At 53.9% G+C, this 24520-nt stretch carries 22 protein-coding genes and 1 pseudogene; 12 read left to right on the top strand and 11 right to left on the bottom strand.

Annotated elements, in window-relative coordinates:
- Positions 1-238: 238 nt before the first annotated feature.
- The 4 genes from K3T82_RS31175 to K3T82_RS31160 all read left to right on the top strand — a co-directional run bounded on the left by K3T82_RS31175 (position 239) and on the right by K3T82_RS31160 (position 3126).
- A complete protein-coding gene (locus K3T82_RS31175) occupies positions 239-997 on the top strand; it encodes an Acg family FMN-binding oxidoreductase (RefSeq protein ID WP_220197414.1) in 759 nt (252 codons plus the stop codon).
- Positions 970-1251 carry a hypothetical protein gene (locus tag K3T82_RS31170; protein ID WP_220197413.1) on the top strand — a complete coding sequence of 94 codons (282 nt, stop codon included), beginning with the start codon at positions 970-972 and terminating at the stop codon, positions 1249-1251. Before K3T82_RS31175 ends, K3T82_RS31170 begins: the two co-directional genes overlap by 28 nt.
- A 255-nt stretch (positions 1252-1506) precedes the next feature.
- On the top strand, positions 1507-2529 hold the full coding sequence (locus tag K3T82_RS31165; RefSeq protein ID WP_220197412.1) for an FAD-binding protein: 1023 nt from the start codon (positions 1507-1509) through the stop codon (positions 2527-2529).
- 312 nt (positions 2530-2841) lie between these two features.
- The gene (locus tag K3T82_RS31160; RefSeq protein ID WP_220197411.1) at positions 2842-3126 is read left to right on the top strand and encodes a CsbD family protein; all 285 of its coding nucleotides are present in this window, start codon (positions 2842-2844) and stop codon (positions 3124-3126) included.
- A 77-nt stretch (positions 3127-3203) separates the two neighbouring features.
- On the opposite strand, the gene K3T82_RS31155 is transcribed toward K3T82_RS31160, so the two are convergent.
- The 3 genes from K3T82_RS31155 to K3T82_RS31145 all read right to left on the bottom strand — a co-directional run bounded on the left by K3T82_RS31155 (position 3204) and on the right by K3T82_RS31145 (position 6691).
- Entirely contained in the window at positions 3204-4808 is a 1605-nt protein-coding gene (locus tag K3T82_RS31155) for a cryptochrome/photolyase family protein (protein ID WP_220197410.1), read from the bottom strand.
- Between the two features lie 389 nt (positions 4809-5197).
- Positions 5198-5524, bottom strand: a complete 327-nt coding sequence (locus tag K3T82_RS31150) for a hypothetical protein (RefSeq protein ID WP_220197409.1) — start codon at positions 5522-5524, stop codon at positions 5198-5200.
- A gap of 270 nt (positions 5525-5794) precedes the next feature.
- Entirely contained in the window at positions 5795-6691 is an 897-nt protein-coding gene (locus K3T82_RS31145) for a sigma-70 family RNA polymerase sigma factor (RefSeq protein WP_220197408.1), read from the bottom strand.
- A gap of 343 nt (positions 6692-7034) precedes the next feature.
- On the opposite strand from K3T82_RS31145, the gene K3T82_RS31140 reads away from it, so the two are divergent.
- The gene (locus K3T82_RS31140; RefSeq protein ID WP_220197509.1) at positions 7035-7481 is read left to right on the top strand and encodes a carboxymuconolactone decarboxylase family protein; all 447 of its coding nucleotides are present in this window, start codon (positions 7035-7037) and stop codon (positions 7479-7481) included.
- A gap of 264 nt (positions 7482-7745) precedes the next feature.
- On the opposite strand, the gene K3T82_RS31135 is transcribed toward K3T82_RS31140, so the two are convergent.
- On the bottom strand, positions 7746-8342 hold the full coding sequence (locus K3T82_RS31135) for a TetR/AcrR family transcriptional regulator (RefSeq protein ID WP_220197407.1): 597 nt from the start codon (positions 8340-8342) through the stop codon (positions 7746-7748).
- 258 nt (positions 8343-8600) lie between these two features.
- On the opposite strand from K3T82_RS31135, the gene K3T82_RS31130 reads away from it, so the two are divergent.
- Complete coding sequence (locus K3T82_RS31130; RefSeq protein WP_220197406.1) at positions 8601-9023, top strand: TIGR03618 family F420-dependent PPOX class oxidoreductase; 423 nt, start codon at positions 8601-8603, stop codon at positions 9021-9023.
- Positions 9024-9851: 828 nt separating this feature from the next.
- Here the strand turns inward: K3T82_RS31130 and K3T82_RS31125 are convergent.
- Positions 9852-9992, bottom strand: a complete 141-nt coding sequence (locus K3T82_RS31125; RefSeq protein WP_220197405.1) for a hypothetical protein — start codon at positions 9990-9992, stop codon at positions 9852-9854.
- 139 nt (positions 9993-10131) lie between these two features.
- Between K3T82_RS31125 and K3T82_RS31120 the strand changes: the two genes are divergently transcribed.
- The 3 genes from K3T82_RS31120 to K3T82_RS31110 all read left to right on the top strand — a co-directional run bounded on the left by K3T82_RS31120 (position 10132) and on the right by K3T82_RS31110 (position 12880).
- Positions 10132-10668 (top strand): hypothetical protein, encoded by a 537-nt coding sequence (locus K3T82_RS31120; RefSeq protein WP_220197404.1) that lies wholly within the window; start codon positions 10132-10134, stop codon positions 10666-10668.
- A gap of 519 nt (positions 10669-11187) precedes the next feature.
- Positions 11188-12045 (top strand): PIG-L deacetylase family protein, encoded by an 858-nt coding sequence (locus K3T82_RS31115; RefSeq protein WP_220197403.1) that lies wholly within the window; start codon positions 11188-11190, stop codon positions 12043-12045.
- Positions 12046-12319: 274 nt separating this feature from the next.
- Positions 12320-12880 (top strand): hypothetical protein, encoded by a 561-nt coding sequence (locus K3T82_RS31110; protein ID WP_220197402.1) that lies wholly within the window; start codon positions 12320-12322, stop codon positions 12878-12880.
- Positions 12881-13062: 182 nt separating this feature from the next.
- Here the strand turns inward: K3T82_RS31110 and K3T82_RS31105 are convergent, their stop codons facing one another.
- Together K3T82_RS31105 and K3T82_RS31100 are read right to left on the bottom strand one after the other, a co-directional pair.
- Positions 13063-13467 (bottom strand): nitroreductase family deazaflavin-dependent oxidoreductase, encoded by a 405-nt coding sequence (locus K3T82_RS31105; protein ID WP_220197401.1) that lies wholly within the window; start codon positions 13465-13467, stop codon positions 13063-13065.
- Between the two features lie 258 nt (positions 13468-13725).
- Positions 13726-14124 (bottom strand): winged helix-turn-helix transcriptional regulator, encoded by a 399-nt coding sequence (locus K3T82_RS31100; RefSeq protein WP_220197400.1) that lies wholly within the window; start codon positions 14122-14124, stop codon positions 13726-13728.
- 186 nt (positions 14125-14310) lie between these two features.
- Here K3T82_RS31100 and K3T82_RS31095 point away from each other — a divergent pair, with 186 nt between their 5' ends.
- Positions 14311-15060 (top strand): glucose 1-dehydrogenase, encoded by a 750-nt coding sequence (locus tag K3T82_RS31095; RefSeq protein ID WP_220197399.1) that lies wholly within the window; start codon positions 14311-14313, stop codon positions 15058-15060.
- Positions 15061-15299: 239 nt separating this feature from the next.
- Positions 15300-16253, top strand: coding sequence for an NADP-dependent oxidoreductase (locus tag K3T82_RS31090; RefSeq protein ID WP_220197398.1), 954 nt, complete (start codon positions 15300-15302; stop codon positions 16251-16253).
- A gap of 7 nt (positions 16254-16260) precedes the next feature.
- Here the strand turns inward: K3T82_RS31090 and recD2 are convergent.
- From recD2 to K3T82_RS31065, 4 genes and pseudogenes are all read right to left on the bottom strand, one after another.
- A pseudogene (recD2, locus tag K3T82_RS50225) lies at positions 16261-18503 on the bottom strand (SF1B family DNA helicase RecD2).
- 92 nt (positions 18504-18595) lie between these two features.
- On the bottom strand, positions 18596-19459 hold the full coding sequence (locus tag K3T82_RS31075; RefSeq protein ID WP_220197396.1) for an RNA polymerase sigma-70 factor: 864 nt from the start codon (positions 19457-19459) through the stop codon (positions 18596-18598).
- 33 nt (positions 19460-19492) lie between these two features.
- A complete protein-coding gene (locus K3T82_RS31070; RefSeq protein ID WP_220197395.1) occupies positions 19493-20785 on the bottom strand; it encodes a phytoene desaturase family protein in 1293 nt (430 codons plus the stop codon).
- Between the two features lie 383 nt (positions 20786-21168).
- Entirely contained in the window at positions 21169-22167 is a 999-nt protein-coding gene (locus K3T82_RS31065; RefSeq protein ID WP_220197394.1) for a hypothetical protein, read from the bottom strand.
- A gap of 255 nt (positions 22168-22422) precedes the next feature.
- Here K3T82_RS31065 and K3T82_RS31060 point away from each other — a divergent pair, with 255 nt between their 5' ends.
- On the top strand, positions 22423-24507 hold the full coding sequence (locus tag K3T82_RS31060; RefSeq protein WP_220197393.1) for a right-handed parallel beta-helix repeat-containing protein: 2085 nt from the start codon (positions 22423-22425) through the stop codon (positions 24505-24507).
- The last annotated feature ends 13 nt before the right edge of the window (positions 24508-24520 follow it).

The raw sequence follows: 24520 nt of genomic DNA, 5'->3' as shown, positions 1-24520 counted from the left end.
AAAAGAAATTACTTTATACTCTTTGATGCTAATACGGTTAAATACGTATTATTGATAACGGCATAATAAATCCTGTTTTAAATGTTCAGGTTTGCCAAGTTACAACCTCTGAAGTGGCTCACAGCGTTGGAAAAAGCGCAACGCCAATATCTGAAAGAAGTGGCTCACGGCGTTTGATGAAAGTGGCTCAAGTTGTTCGATTGTTGCTGTAAGAGATTGTTGGAAAGGTGGCACACGCATGGAAGAGATTCATGGCCTCCATCCCCTGGACGCGGACCTGGGGGCTTTCCCACGTGGCGCCTCTATCGCCGAGCAACTGCGCTTCCTGGTTCGCTACGCAGTGCTCGCACCCTCGGAGCATAATACGCAACCCTGGCGTTTTCGTGTAACGAGGCAGAGCCTCGAAATTCATCTGGACCCTTCCCGGGCCTTGCCAGCAATCGATCCTGACCAGAGAGCGCTCTGGATCAGTTGCGGTGCGGCCTGCTTCAATCTGCGCCTGGCAATGCATTATTTTGGTATGCAAGAGTTATTGGAAGTCTTGCCCGAACCCGATCACCCGACCCTGGCGGCGCGCCTGACAGTCATGCTTACAGAGTGTGAGACAGCCTGGGAGGAGAAGCAACTCTTCCGTGCCATTCCCCAGCGCCGCTCCAATCGCCAGCAGTTCACTAACAAGGAGATCCCTTTAAATCTGGTTGCCTCCCTGATTTCGGCGGCAGGCAATGAGGGGGCCTGGCTTTCAGTTGTACGCAAAAAGGAGAAGAGGCGCGAGATCGCGAATCTTATCATGGAGGCTGAAGGGCGTCTATGGGCCAGCGATAGTTTTCGTATGGAACTAAACCGCTGGACACGGGCGCACTATGCTGGCGAGCGCGATGGCCTGCCTGCGCATACTTCCCCGAAGAGGATAGAATGCGAGCCACACGTACCTACGAGCCATCCAGGCAGGATGAAGAGGAGAATCTGGTGCTTGGCGCGTCTCTCTTCACGGTGATGGGAACCTTTGGCGACACTCCAGTTGACTGGTTTATTGCTGGTCAGGCGGTAGAGCGTGTGCTACTACGCTCCTGCGCGGAGGGGGTGCAATGCTCATTTCTCAATCAGCCTATCGCGATTCCCTTTATCCGCTCCAGGCTGCGTGCGACGCTCCAACGGAGCGACTATCCCCAGGCTGTACTCCGCCTGGGTTATGGTTCTCTTGCTCCCGCTACCCCTCGCCGCCTGGTTGCTGATATGCTCATAGAGTGAGGCCGCTGCTAAAGCGACGCGGCAACATATGGGTTGTTAGCTGTGGTGATTATAGGGTATTGTGGGGTGGAACGCCGCGAATCCCTCTCGTTAAAAGGAATTCTACCATTATATGTAGCCGCGTCGCTTTAGCAGCGGCCTTCCCTACTTCCAGCACAGTATCACATAGGAGAGTATGATGTATCCAGGCACTCCTGTGCGTGGATATAGTAGCGCGAACATTGGCTGAGGTTTCTGGCAGGCAAGGAGTTTGCGATGAACTTTCCTATTGATACGGCATACTCCGTCCTCTCAGCGTGCTTCCCAGGCGCTCTGAGACGAAATGAACCGCTCTCTCTTCACTGCGCGATTGGTATCGGTGGGCCAGCAGATCTCTGGCTACCCTTACGCACACGCGCGGAACTCATACATCTGGTCCATCTCTGTGCTGAGCATCACTTTCAGTTGTTGCTTGTTGGCAATGGAACGAACACTATCTATCCTGATGAAGGAGTGCGTGGCATAGTTGGACACGTCACGCTCAATTCACACACCATTGAACGGGATTCGCATGATACCGCCCTGCTGGACGTAGACTCTGGCACGCGCTGGCGACATCTCGTAGAAGAGATAGCGAGCGAGGGTTGGGGTGGCATTGAATTTGGTCTGGGAATCCCTGGCTCACTTGGTGGCGCGCTGGTTACCAATACTGGCGCGCATAACCGCGAACTTGGGACCGTCGTCGAGTGGGTCGACATTTTGGATGCGCGTGGCGCGAACAGTGGAGATGAGGATAGCCTCTCACCGCCATTGATGGTACGTTACACACACGACGAGATCGATTTTAGCTATCGCACCTGCCGCATGCGCTCGCATCGTCTTGTGACCTTTGACCAGCGAGGGCGCGCGGTCTGCATCCCGCGCGCCCTGATTGAGCCTCCTGAGGTCGTCGTAGCCCTGGGACTCCGAGTCCGTCGTGTCGACATTGATGCTTTGCGTGAGACTATTCAGCGCTTCCGCCAGTCACATATGCCAACTATAACAGAGCAGTTCCAGACAGATTCAATCTTCATCGATGTCCCCGACTACCGAGTCCATGAGCTTATCGAGAATGTCGGATTACAAGAGGCTCGCTGCGGTCAGGCCCAGGTCGCGCCCGGCAAACTCAACGCCATCCGCAATTTAGGTGGAGCTACTGCCCGCGATGCTCTTAATCTCATTGAACTGCTTCACAGAGAGATTCTCATCCGCACTGGCATCGATCTTCCCCTCGACGTCGAGCTTCTCGCCTTCGCGTGAGTTACAACAAGGACCCGGCGCATAGCCGGAAGTGGATAACGCCGGGTCATTACTCAATTTTTCCACGTAGGCGCAGAACTTCAGTTTGCGTCGTCCCTCCCCAACAATGCAGCCATTCCCCATTGACCTCTGTAACTTTTTGGCGCTTTGATGAGTGTATGGGGTAGTAAAGCTTTCGAGTAAGATGTACAAGTTCTTTATCCAACCAGCAAGCAGTAACTATCTGAGCGATAAGAGAGAAAAACTTCATTAGCGCTTTTGCATATGCTTGCTGTGTGATTGGTTAAGGATGAATTTCAAAGGAGAATACTTATGAACGAAGAGCATAAAGATCTTGGTACGAAAGGGAAAGAAGATACCTTAAAAGGGAAAGTCGATCAGGCCGTTGGGAAGGTCCAGAGCAAGGTCGGCGAGATGACTGGCAATACAGAGCTTGAGGCCAAAGGTAAGGCCAAGCAGGCAGGCGGTACGCTACGTTCGACGGCTGGCAATGCCGAGCAGGCGATTGATCACAAGGTTGATGAGGCCAGAGGACGCGCCGATGAGGCCAGAATGCGCCACGAAGAGCGCAAGATGAAAGATGATTATAACGAGTAGCCATCCTTTCCGAATTACAAAAGAAGCGCTCTCCTACCACATTGTGAATGGTAGGAGAACGCTTCTTTTTGGATAAGTTAGCGCTTCCGAGCGCGTGAAGTGGTCTTCACTTCGGCATACTGCTGGAGGGTCTCATCTTTAGCCTTGCCTTCGTAGTATTTGAGATGATCTAGAAAGGCCACGGCTTGCTGATGGATGGCCTTGCGCTCCTGCTCGCTGATATTGCGCAAGCCAAGCACATTGGGACCCAGGCGCGGATTTGAGCGTAGAAGCTCCTCGTTTTGAGCGAGGAAGTCCCAATAGAGGAGATTATAGGGACAGGCTTTCTCACCTGTGCGCTCTTTTGGCGAGTAATGGCATTCGCTACAATAGTTGCTCATCTTGTTGATATAGTTAGCCGATGAGATGTATGGCTTGGTCGCGATGCGCCCACCATCGGCGTTCAAGCCCATACCAATCACATTGGGGAGCACCACCCAGTCATAGGCATCGAAGTAGCAAGCAAGAAACCATTCAGCAACGTCGTAGGGTCGGATGCCAGCGAGCAGGCAGAAGTTACAGACGATCATCAGGCGCTCGATATGGTTGGAGTATCCGGTTTCGAGTACGCGCTTGGAGACGTGGCTGACGCAATTCATCTCGGTTTCGCCGTTCCAGAACATCAATGGCATGGCACGCTTGCCGCCCCAGGTATTGGTCGTTTTGAGATCGGGCATAAGCTGCCAGTATTGCCAGTACATATATTCGCGCCATCCAAGAATCTGGCGGATAAAGCCCTCCGCCGAATTTAGCGGTACTGAGCCGTCATTGTACGCCTTCTCAGCCTGACGTATCATATCCATTGGATCGAGCAGGCCGATATTGACGTAGAGTGAGAGCTGAGAGTGAAAAAGCTCGCTCTCCTGTGAACTCATCGCGTCCTCATAGGGACCAAACTCGCGCAAGCGTTCATTCACAAAGCGTTCCAGGGCATCATTAGCGTTTTCACGCGTCACAGCCAGATCAAAGTTTTGGATGTTGCCGACGCCATGACGCATTCCCTCAACCAGTTTGATGACCTCATTAGTGATCTTGTCCGGTTTATACGAAGGCTTCTCGGGAAAATCGAGCTTTTTAGGCAAAGGCTCGCGGTTCATGGCATCATAGTTCCACTTGCCCCCCGCTGGCTCGTCGGGCCCATCCATCAGCACATTGAAGTGCTTGCGCATCTGACGGTAGAAGTTCTCCATGATATAGTGCTTGCTGCCAGTTTCGGGATGTGGATTGAACTGCTCAACCAGGAATTGAGAGTTGGGGAGTAGTGTGGTTGGTACCCCAATGGCACTCTCAAGATGTTTCTCCTGTATGGTGCGTGCATCATACTCACTGGCAGCCATCGTATAGAGGTGGGTAGAGTGCCGCTGTTTCAGATGCTGCTTCAGGCCATCCGCAAAGCTTGAGGTACAAATATAATCGACCTCATAGCCTGAGGAGCGTAGCTCGTCGGCGTAGTGGCGCATGGCGCTGAGCAGCAGAACGAGCTTCTGGCGCTGGTAGGGAAGCTGATGGATACGCTCGTCGCTCTCGATCATAACGATGTGTACCTGCTCGCGACCATGCTCACGCTCGGCAGCCTGAAGCGCGGGATGGTTCTCAAGAAGCTGATCGCCGAGAATCCAGACGGAGACGGGTTGCTTTGGCATTTGCTATTACTCCTCTATTATAAGTATGGTAAATAAATCTCAACAAGTCGTCTCTGTCCTATGATACAGAGGTAGCAAAAAGGATTTTTTTGTTAGTCTTTGTGAGACCCCTCAGTGCGGATCGATTGGGCGGTGAGGACGGTGTGGGCTGAAGCGCTGTGCCTATATATACCATGAAAAGTCTTCTGAGCGCTGGTGTAGGGAGGATGCGCCACTACTTTATGCAAAGTGAGGTGCGTTTGCGCCAAGGCAGGAACCTTAGGGACAGCGAAAAGCATTATTGATAGTGTGAGCTAATTCACAGAATCAAAGTGAAATAGATAACATTTTTTTAGTAATGCAAAGTCTATAATAAGCCCGACCTTATTCGCTGGCACTCGAATCAATCTTCATGTTCTGATCGCCCCTCTGGCTTCTGGCGAGAGATGTGTGTTGAGAGGAACATGTGATTGTTTGATATGTGTCACAAGTGGGAGAGCACGTTGCCCACTTCTGTCTCGAAAGGCAGGATCATGGAAAACGATCCCCAGCTCGATGCACTCACGCGCGCACACCAAGAGGCGAAGTCCAGTCAGCGACCGGCCCCCGCTCCGGTGGACCCGGCCGCGCTGACAGGCACCGACCTGACCAGTACGGAAGGCGTCGACACCTCCGACGACGCCTGAGGTGATGCGTCCTGAGGTGATGCAGCGCCTGTGTGTCTGACGCGCTGACATCGCTGTGCTCGCCCAACACCGGGAACCCACGATCACTCGTGTGGTTCCCGGTGTTGCACCTCTTTCGCCTAAACGCCTTCTTCACCTATGCCCCGCCGTTGTTCCCATCATCAATTACGCTCTAAAAGAAATTGTGACAGCTTTCCTTCAATTTGTTACCCCCGATGCAGGGGGAGGCGGTCTCTTCGCTCACCTGGAGAAAATGACGTTTTGATTGTTACGTGAGCGGGCTTGACTGCCGAACAAGGGCATGTAGCGGAGGGCATCTCGTCAGTCAGGAAGTACCGTCAGACGCAACTGGTGCAGGCGCGCGGGATCGGCGACCATATCGATGGTAATGATCTTGCCATCTCTGATAGTGAGACGTAGGAGGAATAGAAACCATCCACGCGGGTCCACAGGGTCGGCTATAACGATTCCTACTGCTCCATCCACAAGTACCAGTTGTGCGAATTGAGTGCGTTCCAGGAGACGCTTGAATGCCCTGGCGACAGCCTGCGCACCACTGATCTCCTTTGCCGCGCCTCTGGACACAGCTACGCTGTCGGTTCGGATCATGACATCTGGATCGAGCACTGACAGCAGCGCGTCGAAGGACCCCTCGCGCGAGGCGGCAAGGAAGGCCGAAACCACTTCGCGGCTTCGGATGAAATCCACGTCCGAAGCTGTTGGCTCTCCCCGCACCCTGCGGCGGGCTCGGCTGGCGAGTTGTCTGGTCGCCGTTTCTGAGCGCTCCAGCATGAGCGCGATCTCGTCGAAAGGAATGGCGAAGAGGTCATGGAGCACAAAGGCGAGGCGCTCGGCTGGAGAAAGCCTGTCCAGGACTACCAGCAGCGCAAGGCCAATCGAGTCTGCCAACTCGGCTTCTTCCTCAGGGTCAATCCCGCCAGCTTCTGTGGTGATGAACTCGGGCGCGGACGCTTCCAGGGGCTGCTCGCTCCGCACTTTGCGCGTGCGCAGCATATCAAGGCAAATCCGTGAGACCGTCCTTGTCAGCCATGCACCTGGGTTCTTGATAGAGCTTCGATCCGCGCGGATGAGGTGAAGCCAGGATTCCTGTACGGCGTCCTCCGCCTCGGGAAGGGAGCCGAGCATCCGATAGGCTATTGCTTGCAGTTGGGGACGCTCAATCTCGAAGCGCTCAACCAACCAGTTGTGTTCATCCATTCATTCTCTTCCTTCTTTTTTTCGTCATAAGAACGACGCGTGAGATCAGGTTTATGTGACAGGGGACCAGCCCTATTGCCAGGAATTCTTAGAGTGCTGGAAGCCTCACCACAATGACATCTGCCAGGGGCGTGGGAAGGTATGTCACATTCTTGCATTGATATGCGTCGGGTGAGTGATGAGGTAAGCCAGGCCGATGTGACAGGGAGATACACTCTCACGCGCGCAAAGCACCGACAGGGCGACCCGTCAAGATCAACCCGAAAAATCAAACAACAGATGAGATCCTCATCTAGACGTAAAGACGTCCTGATGGAGGGACGATATCCAAAGGAGATGAATGATGCAACAACGAATGACCAACCCCACAAAGATTCTTCCTGGTGTTGCGCAGGGCTTCCAGGCGCTGGTCAAGGCGATACAACAGGGTGGCGGCGTGCCGCAGACGGTCCTCGATCTGGTCCACATGCGCGCCAGTCAGATTAATGGTTGTAGCTTCTGCTTGGACTACGTGGCGCGAAGTTTGAAAAAGGCGGGCGAAACAGACGAGCGCCTCTTCGCGGTGGCGGCCTGGCGGGATGCGCCCTACTTTACTGATGCCGAACGCGCCGCCCTCGCGCTTACCGAGGTCGTCACCCGCCTCGACCCCGCAGACCCGGTGCCCGACGCCATCTGGGAGACTGCTAGCCGACACTATGATGAGAAGGGGCTGGGCGCCATCGTCTACATGATCGCCATTGCCAACCTTGCCAACCGCGTCAATATCACGATCAGGCAGGTAGCGGGCTAGTTGTGATCCGCGTGGAACAGGATTACCGTCTTCTGTTCGCGCCACTGGAGACATGCGGCTCGCGGGCTTGATAGAGGCGATGAGACAAGATGGGTGCACTTCTCTTGGCACCTGATGGGGAATAGCCTGCTCATTAGACCTCTCCAAATTTCTGTGACCACAGGAGATTGGAGAGGTCTTTTTCTCCCATCAAACCAACGATTTTGCAACTCAGCCCTTCCACCCGTTACGGAAATAGGCTTATCATTGGTGAGACGCATTCTGTTATGTCACTGTGACAACAGGAGACAAGCCAGCAACGACGATAGTCAACACGTGATGGGCCATGATCTCTTTCGAGACGCGTTGGCCTCCACGGCACCATTGTGCTGCGGGACCGAAGATCGCCCAACTGATAGCCTGCGCCGTGGTTTCGATGACCTCCACAGGGCTGGGAATCTCCGATGGAACCTGCTGGAGCCAGCACAAAAGGAGATCATAGAGCTCCTGCTGGACCACCATCTCATAGAGTGCCTCAAACTGCCTATTGGATGGCCTGTAATATCGATGCGAGAGCGCCATAAAGTCGAATACGGCCAGGATCAGGCTGTGCAAGGTCTCTCTCCGCAAGGCGGAGCAAGCAGGAAGCTGGTGCACAAGGGCCCGATGAAACTTCTCGCGTGACCAGTCCTCCATAAGCGCATATTTGTCTTCAAAGTGTGCATAAAACGTGGCCCGGTTGACGGTGGCACGCCTGGCGATCTCCTGGATGGAAATGGAGTGGAAATTGTGCTTTTCCTGGACCAGGGTCATGAACGCTTCAAGCAGCAACTGGCGGGTCCGCTGCACTCGTGGGTCGCTGGAATTTCCAACTCTGGTCATCTTTTACCTCGCAATCGTTCAATTGTGTATGCCCCTAGAAAACCAACACGTTCCCCTTGTTGTTGTCTATGCAACGATCCGCGCTCTTTGCTGATTGCTCGAACGCGTAGGCGTGCTTTATTCTTCCAACTGTGTAGTATACACGAAAATGTTGTTTACACACGATGTTGTGTGCTGACAAACCTCTCCATGAGCATGGTGAGGTTTGGGTGCAGCAACTCTTCCTGGTCAGACTAGCAAAAAGGAGGCGCATTCAACATGGATGCAGAAGCATTACAAGCATTTCTCGCTCAACCTCATGATGCCATCATTTCAACGAACCGGGTGGGGAAGGGGGCGCAACTCAATCCCGTCTGGTTTATATGGGATGGTGAATCTCTCCTCATTAGCACCCAAAAAGCGAGCGCCAAATACGCCAATATTGTGCGTGACCCCAATATCTCGGTGATTGTCAACGATCCAGTTACACGTGCCTATGTGGTAGCCTACGGACGCGCTGAGATTGTTGGGCTTGAGCGCTATCCTGAGCTTTGGGACGCGACGATGGAGAAATATATCCCAGCAGATAAACGTCAGCAATTCGCGGAGGCATCCTGGACCCAGGCCACGCAGCAGGCTTCCCGCGTGGTTATTGTGCTCAAGCCGGACAAGGTGGTTGGTCGGATCTGGACTGCTCATTAGCACCGAGAAAGCAAACAGCCGGGAATAGCTGAGGGAACTGGCTCCAGCCATCTCAACATGCATGTGTGCGAGCCTTTTGTGGTGCAACTGCTCTCGTGGAGGGCAAGGTAAGCGAAGACCGCCTCCCCTGCGCAGGGGAGGCGGTCTCCTGGCTTACATCACATCACGCGGTTTGCTCGCAGGTGTGCTTGGGCGGGTCGCCCATCGCCCCCCTCAGGTTGTCGGGGGCGTTCTCGTACGCGCAGCCGGGGCAGCCTTCCCCGTCGTCCCGCCGCCCGATGCCCTCAGGCGAAGTGCTCAGTCCCCTGTAAGTGAGCCTTACACCTGCAGGAGTTGTGGCACCTTTGCGGTGACTGTGACTCGCTTTCGCCATTCCTTTACCTCCTTGTTCCACCTGGTTCTCTGCTGAGACGGACCTGATAAAGCATCCATTCCTCACAAACCATTCGCCTTCAGAAGGTTCCTAAGTCGAATAGCAAATGAAGATCAGCAATGGTAGAGGAACAAGCAAGTTCACCCTGTGATGTGAACTCCATCTCCTCCGTCTACAACTTTTACGGAGCCAGAGGAAGATGTACAAATTTAGTGTGAGTATAACACACAAATTAGCTGTATATCCAGGCGCAAGGGGGAAATGGGGTATCATTCAGATTTTTTGTAAACACAACAATATCAGGCTCGGATGAGAGCTGACATCTTTCAGGACGCTAGCACGAATGCCAAAATATGATCCGCACCTGCTAATGATGGTGGTTCATATCTTGCATCACTGCAAGATCTTGCGTTATAGTATCTAGCAGAGTCTATCGGTTGCCACCACTGATTCATTTATGCGGACGTGACGCAAGTTGCGTTGGCAAGGTGGCCGGGTTCTGGTTCATACCCGCCGATTCTCCCGCCAGTCTTGCTCGCTGAGACTTCGCGGAAGATGACGGTCGAATCGGGACTGGACATGATCGGTTCAGTCACAACGATGAACCCCTGCTCATACGCTCACATGTTGAGTGGGTGAAATGGGAACGATCAACCGATGTTCTCAGCAAGCAAGGTCACATTCACTGCGAGAGCGCAACAAGGCTCTCGCCCAACCCGAAAGGGTTCATAGACCATGCAGGTACAAGTCCAGCTCGTCCGCGAGGCAGCAAGGACCTTCAGCGTCGACAGGAGTGGGCAGATCACCTGGAACGGTGAGCCCATCGAGATCGTCGCCGAGAATGGCCAGTACGTCCTCAAGTTCCAGGGCGCGGAGCACCGGATGGTCTCCGTGGGCGGCAAGCTGGAAACCAAGCGCCTGGGTGGACAGCAGATGAAGGGCGTGCTGCTGGGTGCGGAGTGGTTCACCAACCTGACGGGAAGTGACATCTACTACCTCACGAAGGATGGTCGACTGGCCTACTTCCCACACGCGGGGCAGACGATCCCGACCAGCATCTCCTGGCTCCCGCCGGCCAGCGGAGGCTTCTTCTTCATCCTCCCGCCGAAGATGAAGGATCAGGCCATCCGCGCGGGACGGACGGATGTCATCGCTCCGGTGATGGATGACGACCCGGAGTACATCGGCCCGCTGCACGGAGTCCAGCAGCAGCCGGTGATCCTGCGCTTCTTCCGCCGCCCGGGTGGCGTCCTGTTCCAGCCGGCCGCGTAAGCGCTGAGCAACATCGGTTCGGAGGGGTCACACCTGCCAGGTGTGGCCCCTCCGGCCTGTTTTGGCAGAGGATATTTACTAGCGCTAGTAAAATTAAAAAGCCCTTGCCTCTATCTGCACCTCGCTTGTTTTCCCTCCCCCCACCGCTTCCACATTCTATTTCCCCCAAAGGACGCACCGAAGCACAAAGATGTTGGGTGTGTAGCGATTGATAGCCTTTGTGGTGGGCTTTCTTGACATTACTTGGAGGGCTGAGTATACTTGACTTATTAGATCAAGTAAGTTGTATTTGACCTGGAGAGATGATTCAGGTCTTCAACGGAACGAGGTGCGTGGATGTTTTTAGGTTATATTTATGTGTGCCCCTACTGTTGCTCCTGCTAATATCACGCCTCTGCCACCTGTAAATCACCGTGAAGATGCTTCCACCTGATGTTTTCTTCTCTTTACTGGGGAGGCTTTATATATTATTGAAGATGTAATTAATATTTTAAAGAGTATTTGTTAGGAGAATGTGGAATGGTTGCACCGCTGAAGTTAATGTGCGTGCTGGCGCACCCGGATGATGAATCAATCGCGTTAGGGGGGACGCTGGCGAAGTATGCCGCCGAGGGAGTAGAGATCTCGCTGGTCGTGGCGACGCGTGGGGAGCGCGGCTGGTTCTTCGATTGGAGCGAGTATCCCGGCGAGGCAGCTCTGGGGCGCATGCGTGAGCGCGAGTTACGCGCGGCGTGCGATGTGCTGGGAATCAAGCGGCTGGACTTCTTGAACTACATTGATGGGGATCTGGATCAGGCCAATGGGCGTGAGGTAGTAGCCCAGGTGGCGACACTCATTCGCGAGGTGCGCCCGGATGTCGTAGTATCATTTGGCCCTGATGGTCTCTATGGTCACCCGGACCATATCGCTATTTCGCAGTTTACGACCGCCGCCGTGCTATGCGCCGCTGATGCGAGCTCTCCCTGTGGCGCGACCCTGGCTCCTCATCGTGTCGCCAAGCTGTATTACCGCGTTTCAACTGAGGATTGGTTCGCAACCTATGTTCCGATCTTCGGCGACATGATTATGCACATTGACGGACAGGAGCGGACCTCCCTTTCCTGGGTGAAGTGGGCCGTGACGACACGCCTGGATACGAGCGACTACTGGCATGAGTCCTGGGACGCGGTTCGCTGCCATCGCACGCAAATTCCCCGCCTGGATTCTCTGCCACCTATCCCAGTTGAGGTACATAAGCGCCTCTGGGGACCGCAAGAGTTCTATCGCGCTATGAGCCTCGTTAACAGTGGGCGGCGTGAAGAGCATGACCTCTTTGAGGGGCTACGCCCGGTGGGAAGTATGCCTACTGTGACCCTGCCATCCTTGCAGATAATATAGGGTGCGGGAAGGTTTTTGGAGAGGAGCGTCACAGGCGCTTTGCGCGCTTCCACATCTACACTAGAGACATGAGCCAATTGGTGGTCACCATTCTCTGAGGACCCACAAGTTTAGGGTATAATTGTGCCAGACAAACTGCTCCCTCAAAGGGGATTAGAGGTGCCTGCAAGTGGTTTGCCAGTTTGGATGCGCGAACTGAAGTTAATTGCGCATCATCCTCGGCTGAAACACTTATTTTGTGCCTTAAGCAGAGTGAATATGTGGGAGAATCTTCATGCAGGATGCAAAGACAATCGCTACCAGCCCCAGACCAGTATCTTCCTTTAAATACGCGCTTCTCACGGCCCTTGCCATATCTGGGCTGAGAGTTATTCTCTATGTGATGATGCAAAAGACTGTGTTCATATACCATTCAGATGCGACACTCACTTTCAAGAGCGATGACGCCATCGCTCTCATAGATACTCTTGTTCTGGGCTTCGTGAGCCTTCCCTTTTACGCTTTTGTAGGATGGCTCATAAGCAGGAAAACAGGAAGCATTCGCACAGGCTTGCTGACAGGGCTAAAGGCTGGCCTTTATAGCGGATTGGCTATCTATATCGTTTTTGCGATCATTGTCATTGGGTTTGTTGTGTTGCTCATGCTTCTAGCATCGGCATTTCCGCACAATCAAGACTCTTTTCTCCAATTTGGAGGTAATGTGACGTGGTGGGTTTTCAGAGCAATACTCGTCAATAATCTCTTGTTCGTTGCCTTCGACATGGTCTGCGGTACTCTCATAGGCTGGTTTGGGGCCATGTTGGGCTTTATAAGTAAGAAGCCTTCTTACGCGTAAGGGACATTTACTGGCTTCATCGAAAATTGGGGATAAAATCGAAACTACTCACATTTGCTCATTGTGGTTGATGAACGAACGCGCCTATCGACCCTTCCTGACGAGAAAGGTTGATAGGCGCGTTTTTTGTCATATTTTGGGGGAGAGGTGGTAGTGGATAACTCCTCTTCCTTGATTATTTACTATTTGCGAGTCAGTACGATAACCGGGATTTTGCGCGTGGTCTTTGCCTGATACTCGGCGAAATTGGGCATAAGCGCGGCCTGCTTGGCGTAAAGTTCATCGCGTTCCGCGCCTTCCGCGACGGTGGCTCTGGCCTCAAATGTTTCAGCGCCGACCTCAACGGTCACATCGGGATTGGCGACGACATTGTGATACCAGTCAGGATTGGTTGGCGCGCCACCTTTGGACGCAATGATAACCAAACGCTCGCCGTCTGTTGTGTATGCCAGCGGGTTGAGACGCTTCTTGCCGCTTTTGGCTCCCGTCGTTGTTAACAGGAGCACGGAATTGCCCCCGTTTACCTTGCCATTGTTCGCGTGAAATTCTTCGATAACCTTGCTATTCCAAGCATCAAATTCGCTCATTATTCCTCCTTTGTTCATGCCAACGGCATCAACAAAATAACTCACAGGATGCTCATCGTTCTCTTCTCGCCAGTCAGCCCGGCGGTTTATGTTTCGATTACAATAGATTGGCATCTTATTAATTATAAGTGAAAAGGATACAGAGTTTATTCCCGAAAAGCAGTGAATTTGTGCTTTCGCGATGAAAAGAGGGCTTATTCACTTTCAGTAGAGGTTATTTGCCCAACCAGGAGTAATAGAGCTATTTGAGGATCTCTTTCATGAAAGAGGGTGAGTCGGAAGCGTGGTATCTTCGCTCGTTTGTCCATGCGAAAGGGAGGTGGTTGAGGTGGGATCTGGAGCTTGCGTCCATCGTTCACCCCATTGCCTGAGTGCTTTAAGCACGGCGTTCATATCGGCTCCTTTCTCGGTGAGCCGATATTCAAAGCGCTCTGGTCGTTGCTGATAACACTGCCGCTCAATCAAACCATGATCCAGCAACGTTTGTAAACGCACGGTCAGGATATTGCGCGCAATCCCCAAATGTTGCTGAAGGGTGTCGAAGCGATTAATCCCCTGCGCCAGATCGCGCAGAATGAGCAGGGTCCACCACTCTCCCACAATATCTAAGGTGCGGGCGATTGGACAATCCATAGACGCGAAACTCTGTCGTCGCATGTGCGCCTCCTATCCTGGAAATATACAGTGTCCTCTCTTCTTTTTCTTAGGATACCACAGTGGGTTGCATAATGCAACCCACTGTGGTATAGTCATGGTAATGTAAGTTGCATGATGAAACTAAATCGCAGAGCTATCGTATGATGACCTTTTTCGTCACAGAACAAAAATCATAAGGAGAAATCCATGGGAAAGTTAGAAGGGAAAATAGCCCTCGTTACTGGTGGTACGAGCGGTATTGGCAAGGCCACAGCGCAGCAGTTTGTGAATGAAGGCGCATTCGTCTTCATCACGGGACGCCGCGATAAAGAGTTGGCTGCGGCGATAAAGGAAATCGGGAGGAATGTGAGCGGCATTCGGGGTGATGTGTCCAATCTTGGCGATCTTGATCGTCTTTTCGCACACATCAAGCAGGAGAAAGGCAAGCTCGATATTGTCTTCGCGAATGCCGGTATTGCGAAGTATGCTCCCCTTGGTGAGATCACCGAAGAGTTCTACGATTCGATCTTCACGATCAATGTGAAGGGTCTCCTTTTCACGGTGCAGAAGGCGCTTCCACTGCTGCCGGACGGTGCTTCTATCATCTTGAATGCGTCCATTGTCGGGAGCAAAGGCTTGCCGTCGAATAGTGTCTATAGCGCCACAAAGGCTGTTGTGCGTTCGTTCGCGCGAACGTGGACAACGGATTTAAAGGATCGGCGCATTCGTGTGAACGCGGTCAGTCCTGGCTCTATCGAAACACCCGGACTGGATGACCTGCTGGCATCCTCAGAGGTGGGCCTGCAACGCAAGAAGATGATTTCCACAAGTGTTCCGCTTGGTAGGCTTGGCACACCAGATGAGATAGCCAAGGCCGTAGTATTCCTTGCGTCAGACGACAGTAGCTACATCACGGGAATAGAATTGTTTGTGGATGGTGGTTTCGCGCAAGTGTAGGCTGTGAAGAGCGGCGGGGTATGAATGAAGATAGAGCGAGACCCCCTTACTGTAGGAGTCTCGTTCTATCTTCGTCTAGGGGCATACATGAGTGAGAGCATTGCCCATTGGTACAGGTTGGAAACTGGTCAATAGGCGTGTGTTTTGCCCGTGGTCTGCGTGTTATAGTTAGCCGCGATGAAGAGGCTAAAGGAGGTCGAAGGGGGATTATCCATATCAATGAAAATGAGGATGTAATCATGACACAAGATATGATGCAGGCGATTCGAGTGCATCAGTATGGAGGGCCAGAAGAGCTTCGGCTTGAGACGGTGCCGCGCCCGGAGCCACGGGAAGGCGAGGTTCTCATACGTGTCTATGCGACAGGCGTGCTACCTCTGGAATGGAAGATCCGTTCGGGGGCGTTCCATAACGTGATGCCCGCGACCTTTCCCTATATTCCTGGCAGTGCCATCGCGGGCGTCATCGAGGCTGTTGGTCCCGACGTCGTAGGTTTTCGGGTTGGACAGGCGGTATTTGGGCGCGCTAATCGGGGCGCGTATGCCGAGTACACAACTGCCGCCGTAGAGAATCTGGCACCCAAGCCAGAGGCGTTAAGCTTTGAGGACGCAGCGACCATCTCGGGCGGCGCGACACCTGCCTGGACTGCTCTCAATGAGAACATCGATCTGCAAGCGGGGCAACGCATTCTGATCCATGCCGCCGCAGGTGGCGTGGGCCTCTTCGCCGTACAGTTCGCGCGTCTGAAGGGGGCTCATGTGATCGCTACCGCTTCAAGCGCTAATCTAGACTATGCGCGCTCGCTTGGTGCGGAGATTGTGATTGATTACACGACCACGCAGTTTGAATCGGAGGCGCGCAATGTGGATGCGGTTCTGGATATGATCGGAGGCGAGACCATGCGGCGTTCGATGCGCGTAGTCAGGCATGGCGGTATCCTGGTCTCGCTCCTGGAAGAGCCACCCCAGGATGTAGCGCGTGAGCTTGGTATTCGTGCTATGAAGAATACCGCTGCATTCCCCTATCCCTCAACCCGCCTCCTGGGCGACATCGCGCACTTAATGGCTGCTGGGCAGGTGCGCACGGCTATCGAACATACATTTCCACTCGCGGAGGCTCACCTCGCGCACGAACGCAGTCAGACCGGTCATGGACGCGGGCGCATTCTCCTTTCGATTGCTCACAGCAACTAAAGCGCCGCTATACAGCGCTGTCCTCACTCCCGCGCAGACGGTCGGCGAGGGCGGTATAGCGCTCGCGGTCCATGACGCGATTGACTGCCATGCCGATAGCCCTGGTGGGACCAACGAGGATGGCGCGTCGTTGGGCGCGCGTAAGGCCAGTGTAGAGGAGATTGCGACTGAGCAGCATATAATGCTGGGCGAAGAGAGGGAGGATCACGACGGGGTATTCGCTGCCCTGCGATTTGTGGATGGTAATGGCCCAGGCGAGCGAGAGTTCGTTGAGGTCGGCATAGTCGTAGGTGACTTCGCGCTCCGCGAACTGGACGCGGACCTCCTGCTCATCCAGGTCTATCCTGCTGATCGTTCCCAGGTCGCCATTGAAGACCTCGCGCTGATAATCATTGACCTGCTGAATCACGCGGTCACCCACACGGAAAGCGCCGGAGCCGCGCGCGAGGGTTGTTTTGCCTTCTCCTGGCGGATTGAGCGCCTGCTGAAGCATGGTGTTAAGCTGGCGCGTCCCCACGTCGCCGCGTGTAGCAGGTGAGAGGATTTGCACATCGCGTACGGGATCAATGCCGTGCCTGGGGAGGTATTCATTGACGAGATGGGCGATTCCTTCGGCTCCCAGTGTGGGCTCGTCGGCCTCCAACCACAGGCAATCTGATTTTTCGAAGCGCGTGGTTGGGGTAAGTTGCGGAAACTGCCCGGTGTTGATGCGATGCGCGTTCTGGATGATGTGACTCTGAGCCGCCTGTCGGAAGATCGTTGTCAGTCGGACCACGGGGATGCGCTCTGAATGAATGAGGTCGCGCAGGACCATGCCCGGCCCGACACTGGGCAACTGGTCGATATCGCCGACGAGCAGGATTTGCGCGCGCTGGGGTACGGCCTTGAAGAGCGAGTGCGCCAGAAAGAGGTCCAGCATGGAGGTTTCATCGACCACCAGGGCATCGGTTGGCAGGGGATTCTCTTCGTTGTGGCGGAAGCTCATAGACTTGGGATCAAAGGCAAGCAGGCGGTGAATGGTGCGCGCCTCATGTCCACTCATCTCGGAGAGGCGCTGCGCGGCGCGACCAGTTGGCGCGGCAAGCGTGAGCGTCTTCCCCATGGCCTTCCAGAGGGCGACGATAGTTTTGGTGGTGAAGGTCTTGCCGCAACCCGGCCCCCGGTCAGGATCAGGATACGCGAGGTGGCTGCTAGCTCGACGGCCCGGCGCTGCTCATCCGAAAGCTCGATCTCCTTCTTGCGTGTGTAGCCATCGATCCAGCGCGTGACGCGGGAGGCATCCACCTCGATAGGCTGGCGCGCGAGATTTGTCAGGCGCTTCGCCAGGGCCACTTCGGTATGGTAGAAGGCGGGGGAATAGCAGATGGGTTGGTCGGCAAGCTCGCCATAGCCGGGCTGCGTAATGAGCTCTTTGGCCTCGGTCATACGTGTGAGGAGGTCCGTGATGCGCTTGGGGTCCACAGGCGTCTCAGGTAGGGCCAGTTGCTCAACGGAGCGCTGAACCAATTCGGCTTCGGGTAGGAAGCAATGACCATCCTCCGATGCCTGACTCAGCACATACAGGATTCCAGCTTGATAGCGGAAATCGGCGTCGGGAGCGATCCCGATATGGCGCGCGATGGTGTCGGCGGTAATAAAACCGATGCCATAGATATCGGCGGCAAGCTGGTAGGGGTTCTTCGAGACAACGGCGATGGCGTCGTCTCCATACTGCTTGTAGATTTTGACGGCATAGGTTGGGGAGACGCCATTGCCCTGCAAGAAGATCATGACCTCCTTGATGGCCTTCTGTGCCGCCCAGGCTTGAGCGATCATACGCACACGACGCGTGCCGATGCCTGGAATCTCGCTCAAGCGCTCGGGCTGTGACTCGATGATATCCAGGGTCTCTTGCTGGAAGTGGGCCACGATGCGTTTAGCCGTCACAGGTCCGATACCCTTGATAAGCCCGCTGCCCAGGTACTTCTCAATGCCGGTGAGCGTGGCTGGTTTTGTCTCCTGAGAGTGCGTCACCTGGAATTGTGCCCCATATTTGGGATGCTCGCGCCAGAGCCCCGTCAGGCGCAAGGTCTGTCCCGGCGAAATTGAGGGGAAGCTACCCACAATCGTCACCAGATCGCGCTGACCGGGCACATTGAAGCGCGCGACCGTATAGCCAGACTCTTCCGCGTGGTAGGTTACGCGCTCAACGACGCCCAGGATACTCTCCTGGTGGGGTTGTGAGGAATGCACCAGACCGGGAGATGACATGCCACTCCTACTCACCTTTCAACAAAATATGCTCTATCAAATGTATTGTACCATATGGAGTTTGATGGGAAGGGAGACATCGTAAAGAGCCTCTATTGGAGATGGTGTAATTTGTCTGGATTGACAATCAAATCGAGCTCCTGGATACGCCCCTCCAGGAGCTCACATGTCACAATGGCATCGACTCTCCCATAAGCATGAACAACGATGCCAGGCTGCCCGTTGACGGTGGCGAGCTTCCAGGACCACTCCGTTTCCCGCGAGACTCTTTCGACTACCGCGAGTAGGTAGCGTGCCACTGAAGTCGCGCCATGCAACGGCATCGGCCAACGCAGCTCACCGCCATCGCTGTAGAGCGTCACATCTTCCGCGAGCAGATCCAGCAGGGCTTGCATCTCCCCTTGAGAGCTTGCCTCCAGGCAGCGTTGCAAGAACTGCTCATGCTGCTCTTTCGAGACAGAATAGCGGGGTCGTGAAGATGCCAGATGTTGGCGGGCGCGATAGATGATTTGACGACAGCTATGCTCGCTTTTTCCAACTATCCGTGCAATCTCAGCATATTCGTAGTCAAAGACCTGACGCAGCAGGAAGACGGCTCTTTCCAGCGGCGAGAGTTGCTCAAGCAAGCGCAGAAAAGCAACCGAGAGGGTTTCTGCAATCTCCGCCTGCGTCTCAAGATCAGCCGTGACCAGTGGTTCTGGTAGCCACGCGCCCATCGGCATTTCACGCTTCACGCGTGCTTTGCGCAGGTGATCAAGGCACCAGTTGGTCGCAATCGTACACAGAAAGGCCCGTGGAGAGTGAATAGCCTTCGTTTCTCCCTTACTCTCAGCGTGCTTCCAGCGCAGGAGTGTTTCTTGTACACAATCCTCGGCATCCATGACACTTCCCAACATGTGATAGGCCAAAGAAAACAAGAGCGGGCGATACTCTCGAAATATCGTTTCTGTATCCATGTTCGTCTCCAAAAGGAATCCAGGTGCTTCCACTTACTCTGCTCTCGCCAGAATCATTTTTGCTGCCTGCGAAGCGCTCACCAAACTCGCGTTCGCAAGATGGTCAACGTCTCCGACCCAATCGCCAGCGACGTACAGATGGTTGACAGAAGGAACGGCTGGTCCAGGTCGTCCCGCCAGACCCTTGCGTCTTGCCTGAAGCATATCAGAGGAGACAAGGATATGCGGCAAGAACTGCTGTGATACCACTTCCTCTCTCCAACCTGGCTGCAATTGATCGAGCCAGGCTTCCAGCTCAGCGTGGTCGTTATCAGCGTTGTTCTTTTCATCGGGTCCCAGATATTTGATGAGATGAAGTAATGCCCCACCTTCTGGCGCTAGACGGACATTAGGAGCATGGTTGGCATAGAAAAGTGGGCGGTCGAGATGCAGCACGGTAAATCGCTCAGGATTGGGCACGCGCCGAAGTGCGAGATCCAGACAGGCGGCGTACAACGGGATGGTCTGCTCGGCATAGGAATGCAAGATCTCTCGTGGTCCATTGACTACCAACTGAGCTGCCAACGCTGGCTGAAGTGCCAGCACTACCGCCTTTGCCTGAAATGCGCTTCCATCGGCCAAACGGATCAGATGATCCTCCTGGCCTGTTTCAATGGCGACGACTCTGGCGCGAGTCTCAAGCTGCGCGCCAGCCTGACGGGCTGCGGTTGTCAGTCCATCGACCAGGGTTTGCCAGCCACCATCGATGCGCAGGGCATCAGGACGCTTACCAATAAACTCCAGGGCGACGCCTGCATCAAGCAACTGAGGAGCATGCGTGTAGGTTGCCAGGCGTGCTCCGGCCTCAACAAACTGTCTCACCACAGGATGGACAACTGACTGATCCAGCCAATCTTGCAGGTTTGTACCCATGAGCGTCTCTGGATTGAGCGTTGCCAGGCGCATCAAGAGCTGACCAAGTTCGGTACGGCTCTCATCGTTGAGCAGACTCGTGGTACGCAAGGTGACAGCATTGCTCGGGAGACGGTGAAAGTTTCCCTGAGAGTCGACCTCATAGCGTTCTCGTTCTGATCGCTTCCCCTGGTAGGTTACATTGAGGTCGCGCAGGACCGCTTCGCCAGGGCCGGTCAAATAGAGGGCATGAATGCCTCGATTGAAGAGAAAGCCGTGGCGCTCCGTGGTTATGGCGCGCCCCCCTAATTGGCTGGCCTTCTCAAGAAGGAGGACTGAGCGTCCGCCTCGGGCCAGATAGGAAGCCGCCGTTAAGCCAGCCAGGCCCCCTCCGACAATAACTACATCATACGGTGCGGGAGATAGTTCTTGCATGGATGATTTTCCTCTCTTTTTGCGAATGTGCGTGACGTTTTCTTCAGCGCATACACAAGACGGGAAAGGGTCCATTTTTGTCACCCATGCTGAGCAGACTCATCAATGAAAGGGTTAGCGCAAGGGGCATGGCATTGGCTAAAGCCCAACGCCTACATATGGGGTGGGGATAGAAGATGGCTTGGTGATGGGAGAGGATGGCATTGGAATGGCACAGGATCAGTAATCGCGATATGTGTACGCGACCACTTTGCGTTGAGGGAGGCACAGAGCTTGTGCCTGCGTTGTGCCTACCCCCACGCTGTCCTCACCCAATGCCGACAACTGCTTATTTGTATGGTTGCATTGATGCTAAATCCGTTTTAGCGACGAACTCGCTAGCTCTATGTGTCACTGTTACTTGAGCGTTTCCAGCATTTGGCATCCACAAAATCAGCCGAAGCTGTCTCAGTTCCTTGATCTTTGAACACTGCTACACCAAGGTTCCCTGAATTCCCAAGGTCATTATCGCTCACAGTCGCTAGTTCTGTGCCATTGGCATAAAGCCCAATGCTCTGCATATGTTTGTTGACAACACCAATACGTAGTGGAAATGAAAGTTGTCCCTGTAGCTTCCCTGACTTGAGCACATCAAAAGATTTATGTTTACCTAATTGATCGTACACAGACAGAGCGTAAGTTCCATTACTATAAATGAGCAAAAAATGGAAGAAAGGATCATCATCATTCTTTCCGCGAAAGATCAAGCCAGCGGCATATGCATGCATTTGCTTGATCGTGACCTCATACGTATAATTATCAGAAGTATCGAGAAATGGGCTATAGGTACTCAAACACGGATTAAACGTCCCGCTCGTTGCCTCGCTCACATGCAGAGCGCCACCCTGAATATTACAGCCTGATCCAGTTTTCCACTTCCCCGATACAGTACTCAATCCATCCGCAAAACGGATTTCTGTTCCGAAAGGATAGTGGCTGGCATTGTAGGTCGCTGTCGCCTGCACTCTTGGTTCAGCTAAAAAACCTGTTATTTGTATACCATCTCCGATAGAAAAGTCAGCATTTGCACAAAACCATCCTGAGAGAGAACAGACGACTAGCAGGATGGGAAGGACAATCAGGATGGCTTTTCCTTTCTTCTTTGGCGGAGGAGTAGGCGGATAGGGCTGCATAGGTCCCTGCGGATAAGGTTGCATCGGTCCTTGTGGATAGGGTTGGCCTTGTGGATAGGGCTGCATAGGTCCTTGTGGGTAAGGTTGTCCTTGTGGATAGGGCTGCATAGGTCCTTGTGGGTAAGGTTGTCCTTGCATTGGGCTGTAGGGGGGGCCAAACGGTGGAGTGTGTGGCTGGCTATCGCCCCGTGGTCCATACGGGTTATACATTCATATTTCCTTCATCTCATATGTTTGATCGATGTTCAGACAACACAAATAAACTCTTTTCATAATGAACCGAGCAAACAATTTTTATTCGCACCAATCGATTTAAAATGAAAAAAGCGCTCCTTTTGTTGCCATTGAGTATACATGAGGAGGATGAGAATAACAAGCTTATATCAAACGCGTAACTCTACGTTCTTGTATATAGAGGCCACATGAAGAGGCCTTGATATTATTTGAGAGAAGAGTACCGTGACTATGGAAGCTTCGACCCGCTTTTGCGATCAGTGTGGCGCGACCAACCGCTCCGACGCCCGCTTCTGCTATTCCTGTGGACAGCCACAGATGGTCCATGCTAGCACCGCCACTGGCCTGCTTACCACCTCCCACCAGTTGAAACAGCGCTACACCATCCTTGAGAAACTCGGACAGGGGGGCTTTGGCGCTGTCTACAAGATGGAGGATACGCTCTTTGGTAATGCCATCCGTGCCGTGAAAGAGATGGGCATGCGTGGGCTCGACCCCCAGGAGACGCGGGAGGCCATCGCCTCCTTTAAGCATGAAGCGCAACTGCTCGCGAGCCTCAATCATCCTCATCTGCCGCGCATTTACGACCACTTTGAAGAGCGGGGGCGCTGGTATCTGGTCATGGACTATATTGAGGGCGAGACGCTGGACAAGCGCCTCGCGAGCGCTCTTGACGGCAAGCTTCCTCTAACAGACGCCATTCAGATTGGCCTGCAACTCTGCGACGTGCTGGATTACCTGCATGCTCACCAGCCTCCTATCGTCTTTCGTGATCTCAAGCCTGATAATGTCATGCTCGCCGCGAACGATCATCTGTATCTGATAGACTTCGGGATCGCGCGTTTCTTTAAGCCCGGTCAAGCCAAGGACACTATTAGTCTCGGCACGCCCGGCTATGCCTCTCCTGAGCAGTATGGGCGCATGCAAACTACTATCAGGTCCGATATTTATAGCCTTGGCGCGACCCTGCACCATGCCATTACCGGCATCAATCCTGGCTCTACGCCCTTTCTCTTCCAGCCTCTCGACCTGGACACGCAATCTCCGGGCAATGCTGAATTGGAGGCGCTCATTACGCAGATGCTTGAGATGAAGGAGGCGAAACGGCCCCAGGACGCGCACGCCGTCGCTGAGGAATTGCGCAACATCCAACGGCTACGGGCCAACCGTCAGGGATTCGCGCCACCGTTGGGGCCACGTCCACATGTGACAATGAAGCTTCAGGAGACACTTGTGGTTTCGCAGGAGGGTGACGGTGATTACACATCGATAAGTGAAGCCATTGAGCACGCGACACCGGGTACGCTGGTGATGGTACGGGCGGGAGTTTATAGCGAGCATGTGCTACTCGATAGGGATGTTCAGATCATAGGCAATGGCCCTCGCGAGCAGATCATTCTTGAGAGCCAGGACCAGCATACAATTACGATACGAACAGAGCATGCCAGCATAAGCGGCCTGACTATTCGTTGTCAGGTAGGTGAGCAGGGTGAGAGCTATAACGCGCTGCATATCCCTGAAGGCGAACTCTTCATCGAAAATTGTGAAATTAGTTCTGAGTCCTCTACCTGCGTAGCCATCTATGGCGAGGGGACGCGACCCACCATCCGCTACTGCAACATCTACTATAGTCCCGCCAGCGGGATCGCGGTCTACCAGAAGGCCGAGGGCATCATCGAATACTGCGATATCTCCGGGCACGCTCAGCATGGGCTCTATATCGCCGAAGATGGTAATCCAACTCTGCGCCACTGTACCCTGCATTATAACCAGCAACACGGCCTGCTGGTACAAGACTGGGGCCGAGGGACGCTCGAAGACTGCGAACTCCACCATAATGCCAAAGCAGCGGCGGCGATTGTTAACCAGGGCAGCCCACTTCTGTTGCGCTGCAAGTTGCACCATAATGAAGGAAGCGGCCTCGAAATTCAGCAGAAGGGGAGGGGATCATTTCAGGACTGCGATATCTTCGCCAACGCTGGTGACAACGTTCGTATCACGACAGGTGGCACACCATATCTCTACCTCTGCAAGATCCATGATGGTCAGGGGTATGGCGTCGCCATCGAGGAGCAGGGGCTTGGCATCATCGAGTACTGCGATATCTTCGCCAATGCGCATGCCAACGTCCTCATCGCCAGTTCTGGCGAACCCAACATCCGCTATTGCAAGATACGCGAGGGGCTTCAGAGCGGGATAGTGGCTATCACAAATGGTAGAGGAACCATTGAACGCTGTACCATCACTGGCAATGCTCACCAGCCCCTGAATCTCGCCCCAGAGAGCCAGGTCGTGCTCAATGCGAACGTTTTTTAAGCGGGCAAGCCCC

Source organism: Ktedonospora formicarum, from assembly GCF_016587355.1.
GTDB classification, from domain to species: Bacteria; Chloroflexota; Ktedonobacteria; order Ktedonobacterales; family Ktedonobacteraceae; genus Ktedonobacter; species Ktedonobacter formicarum.
Note: the sequence above shows the minus strand (reverse complement) of the source record. Positions and strands in the feature narration are given on the sequence as shown.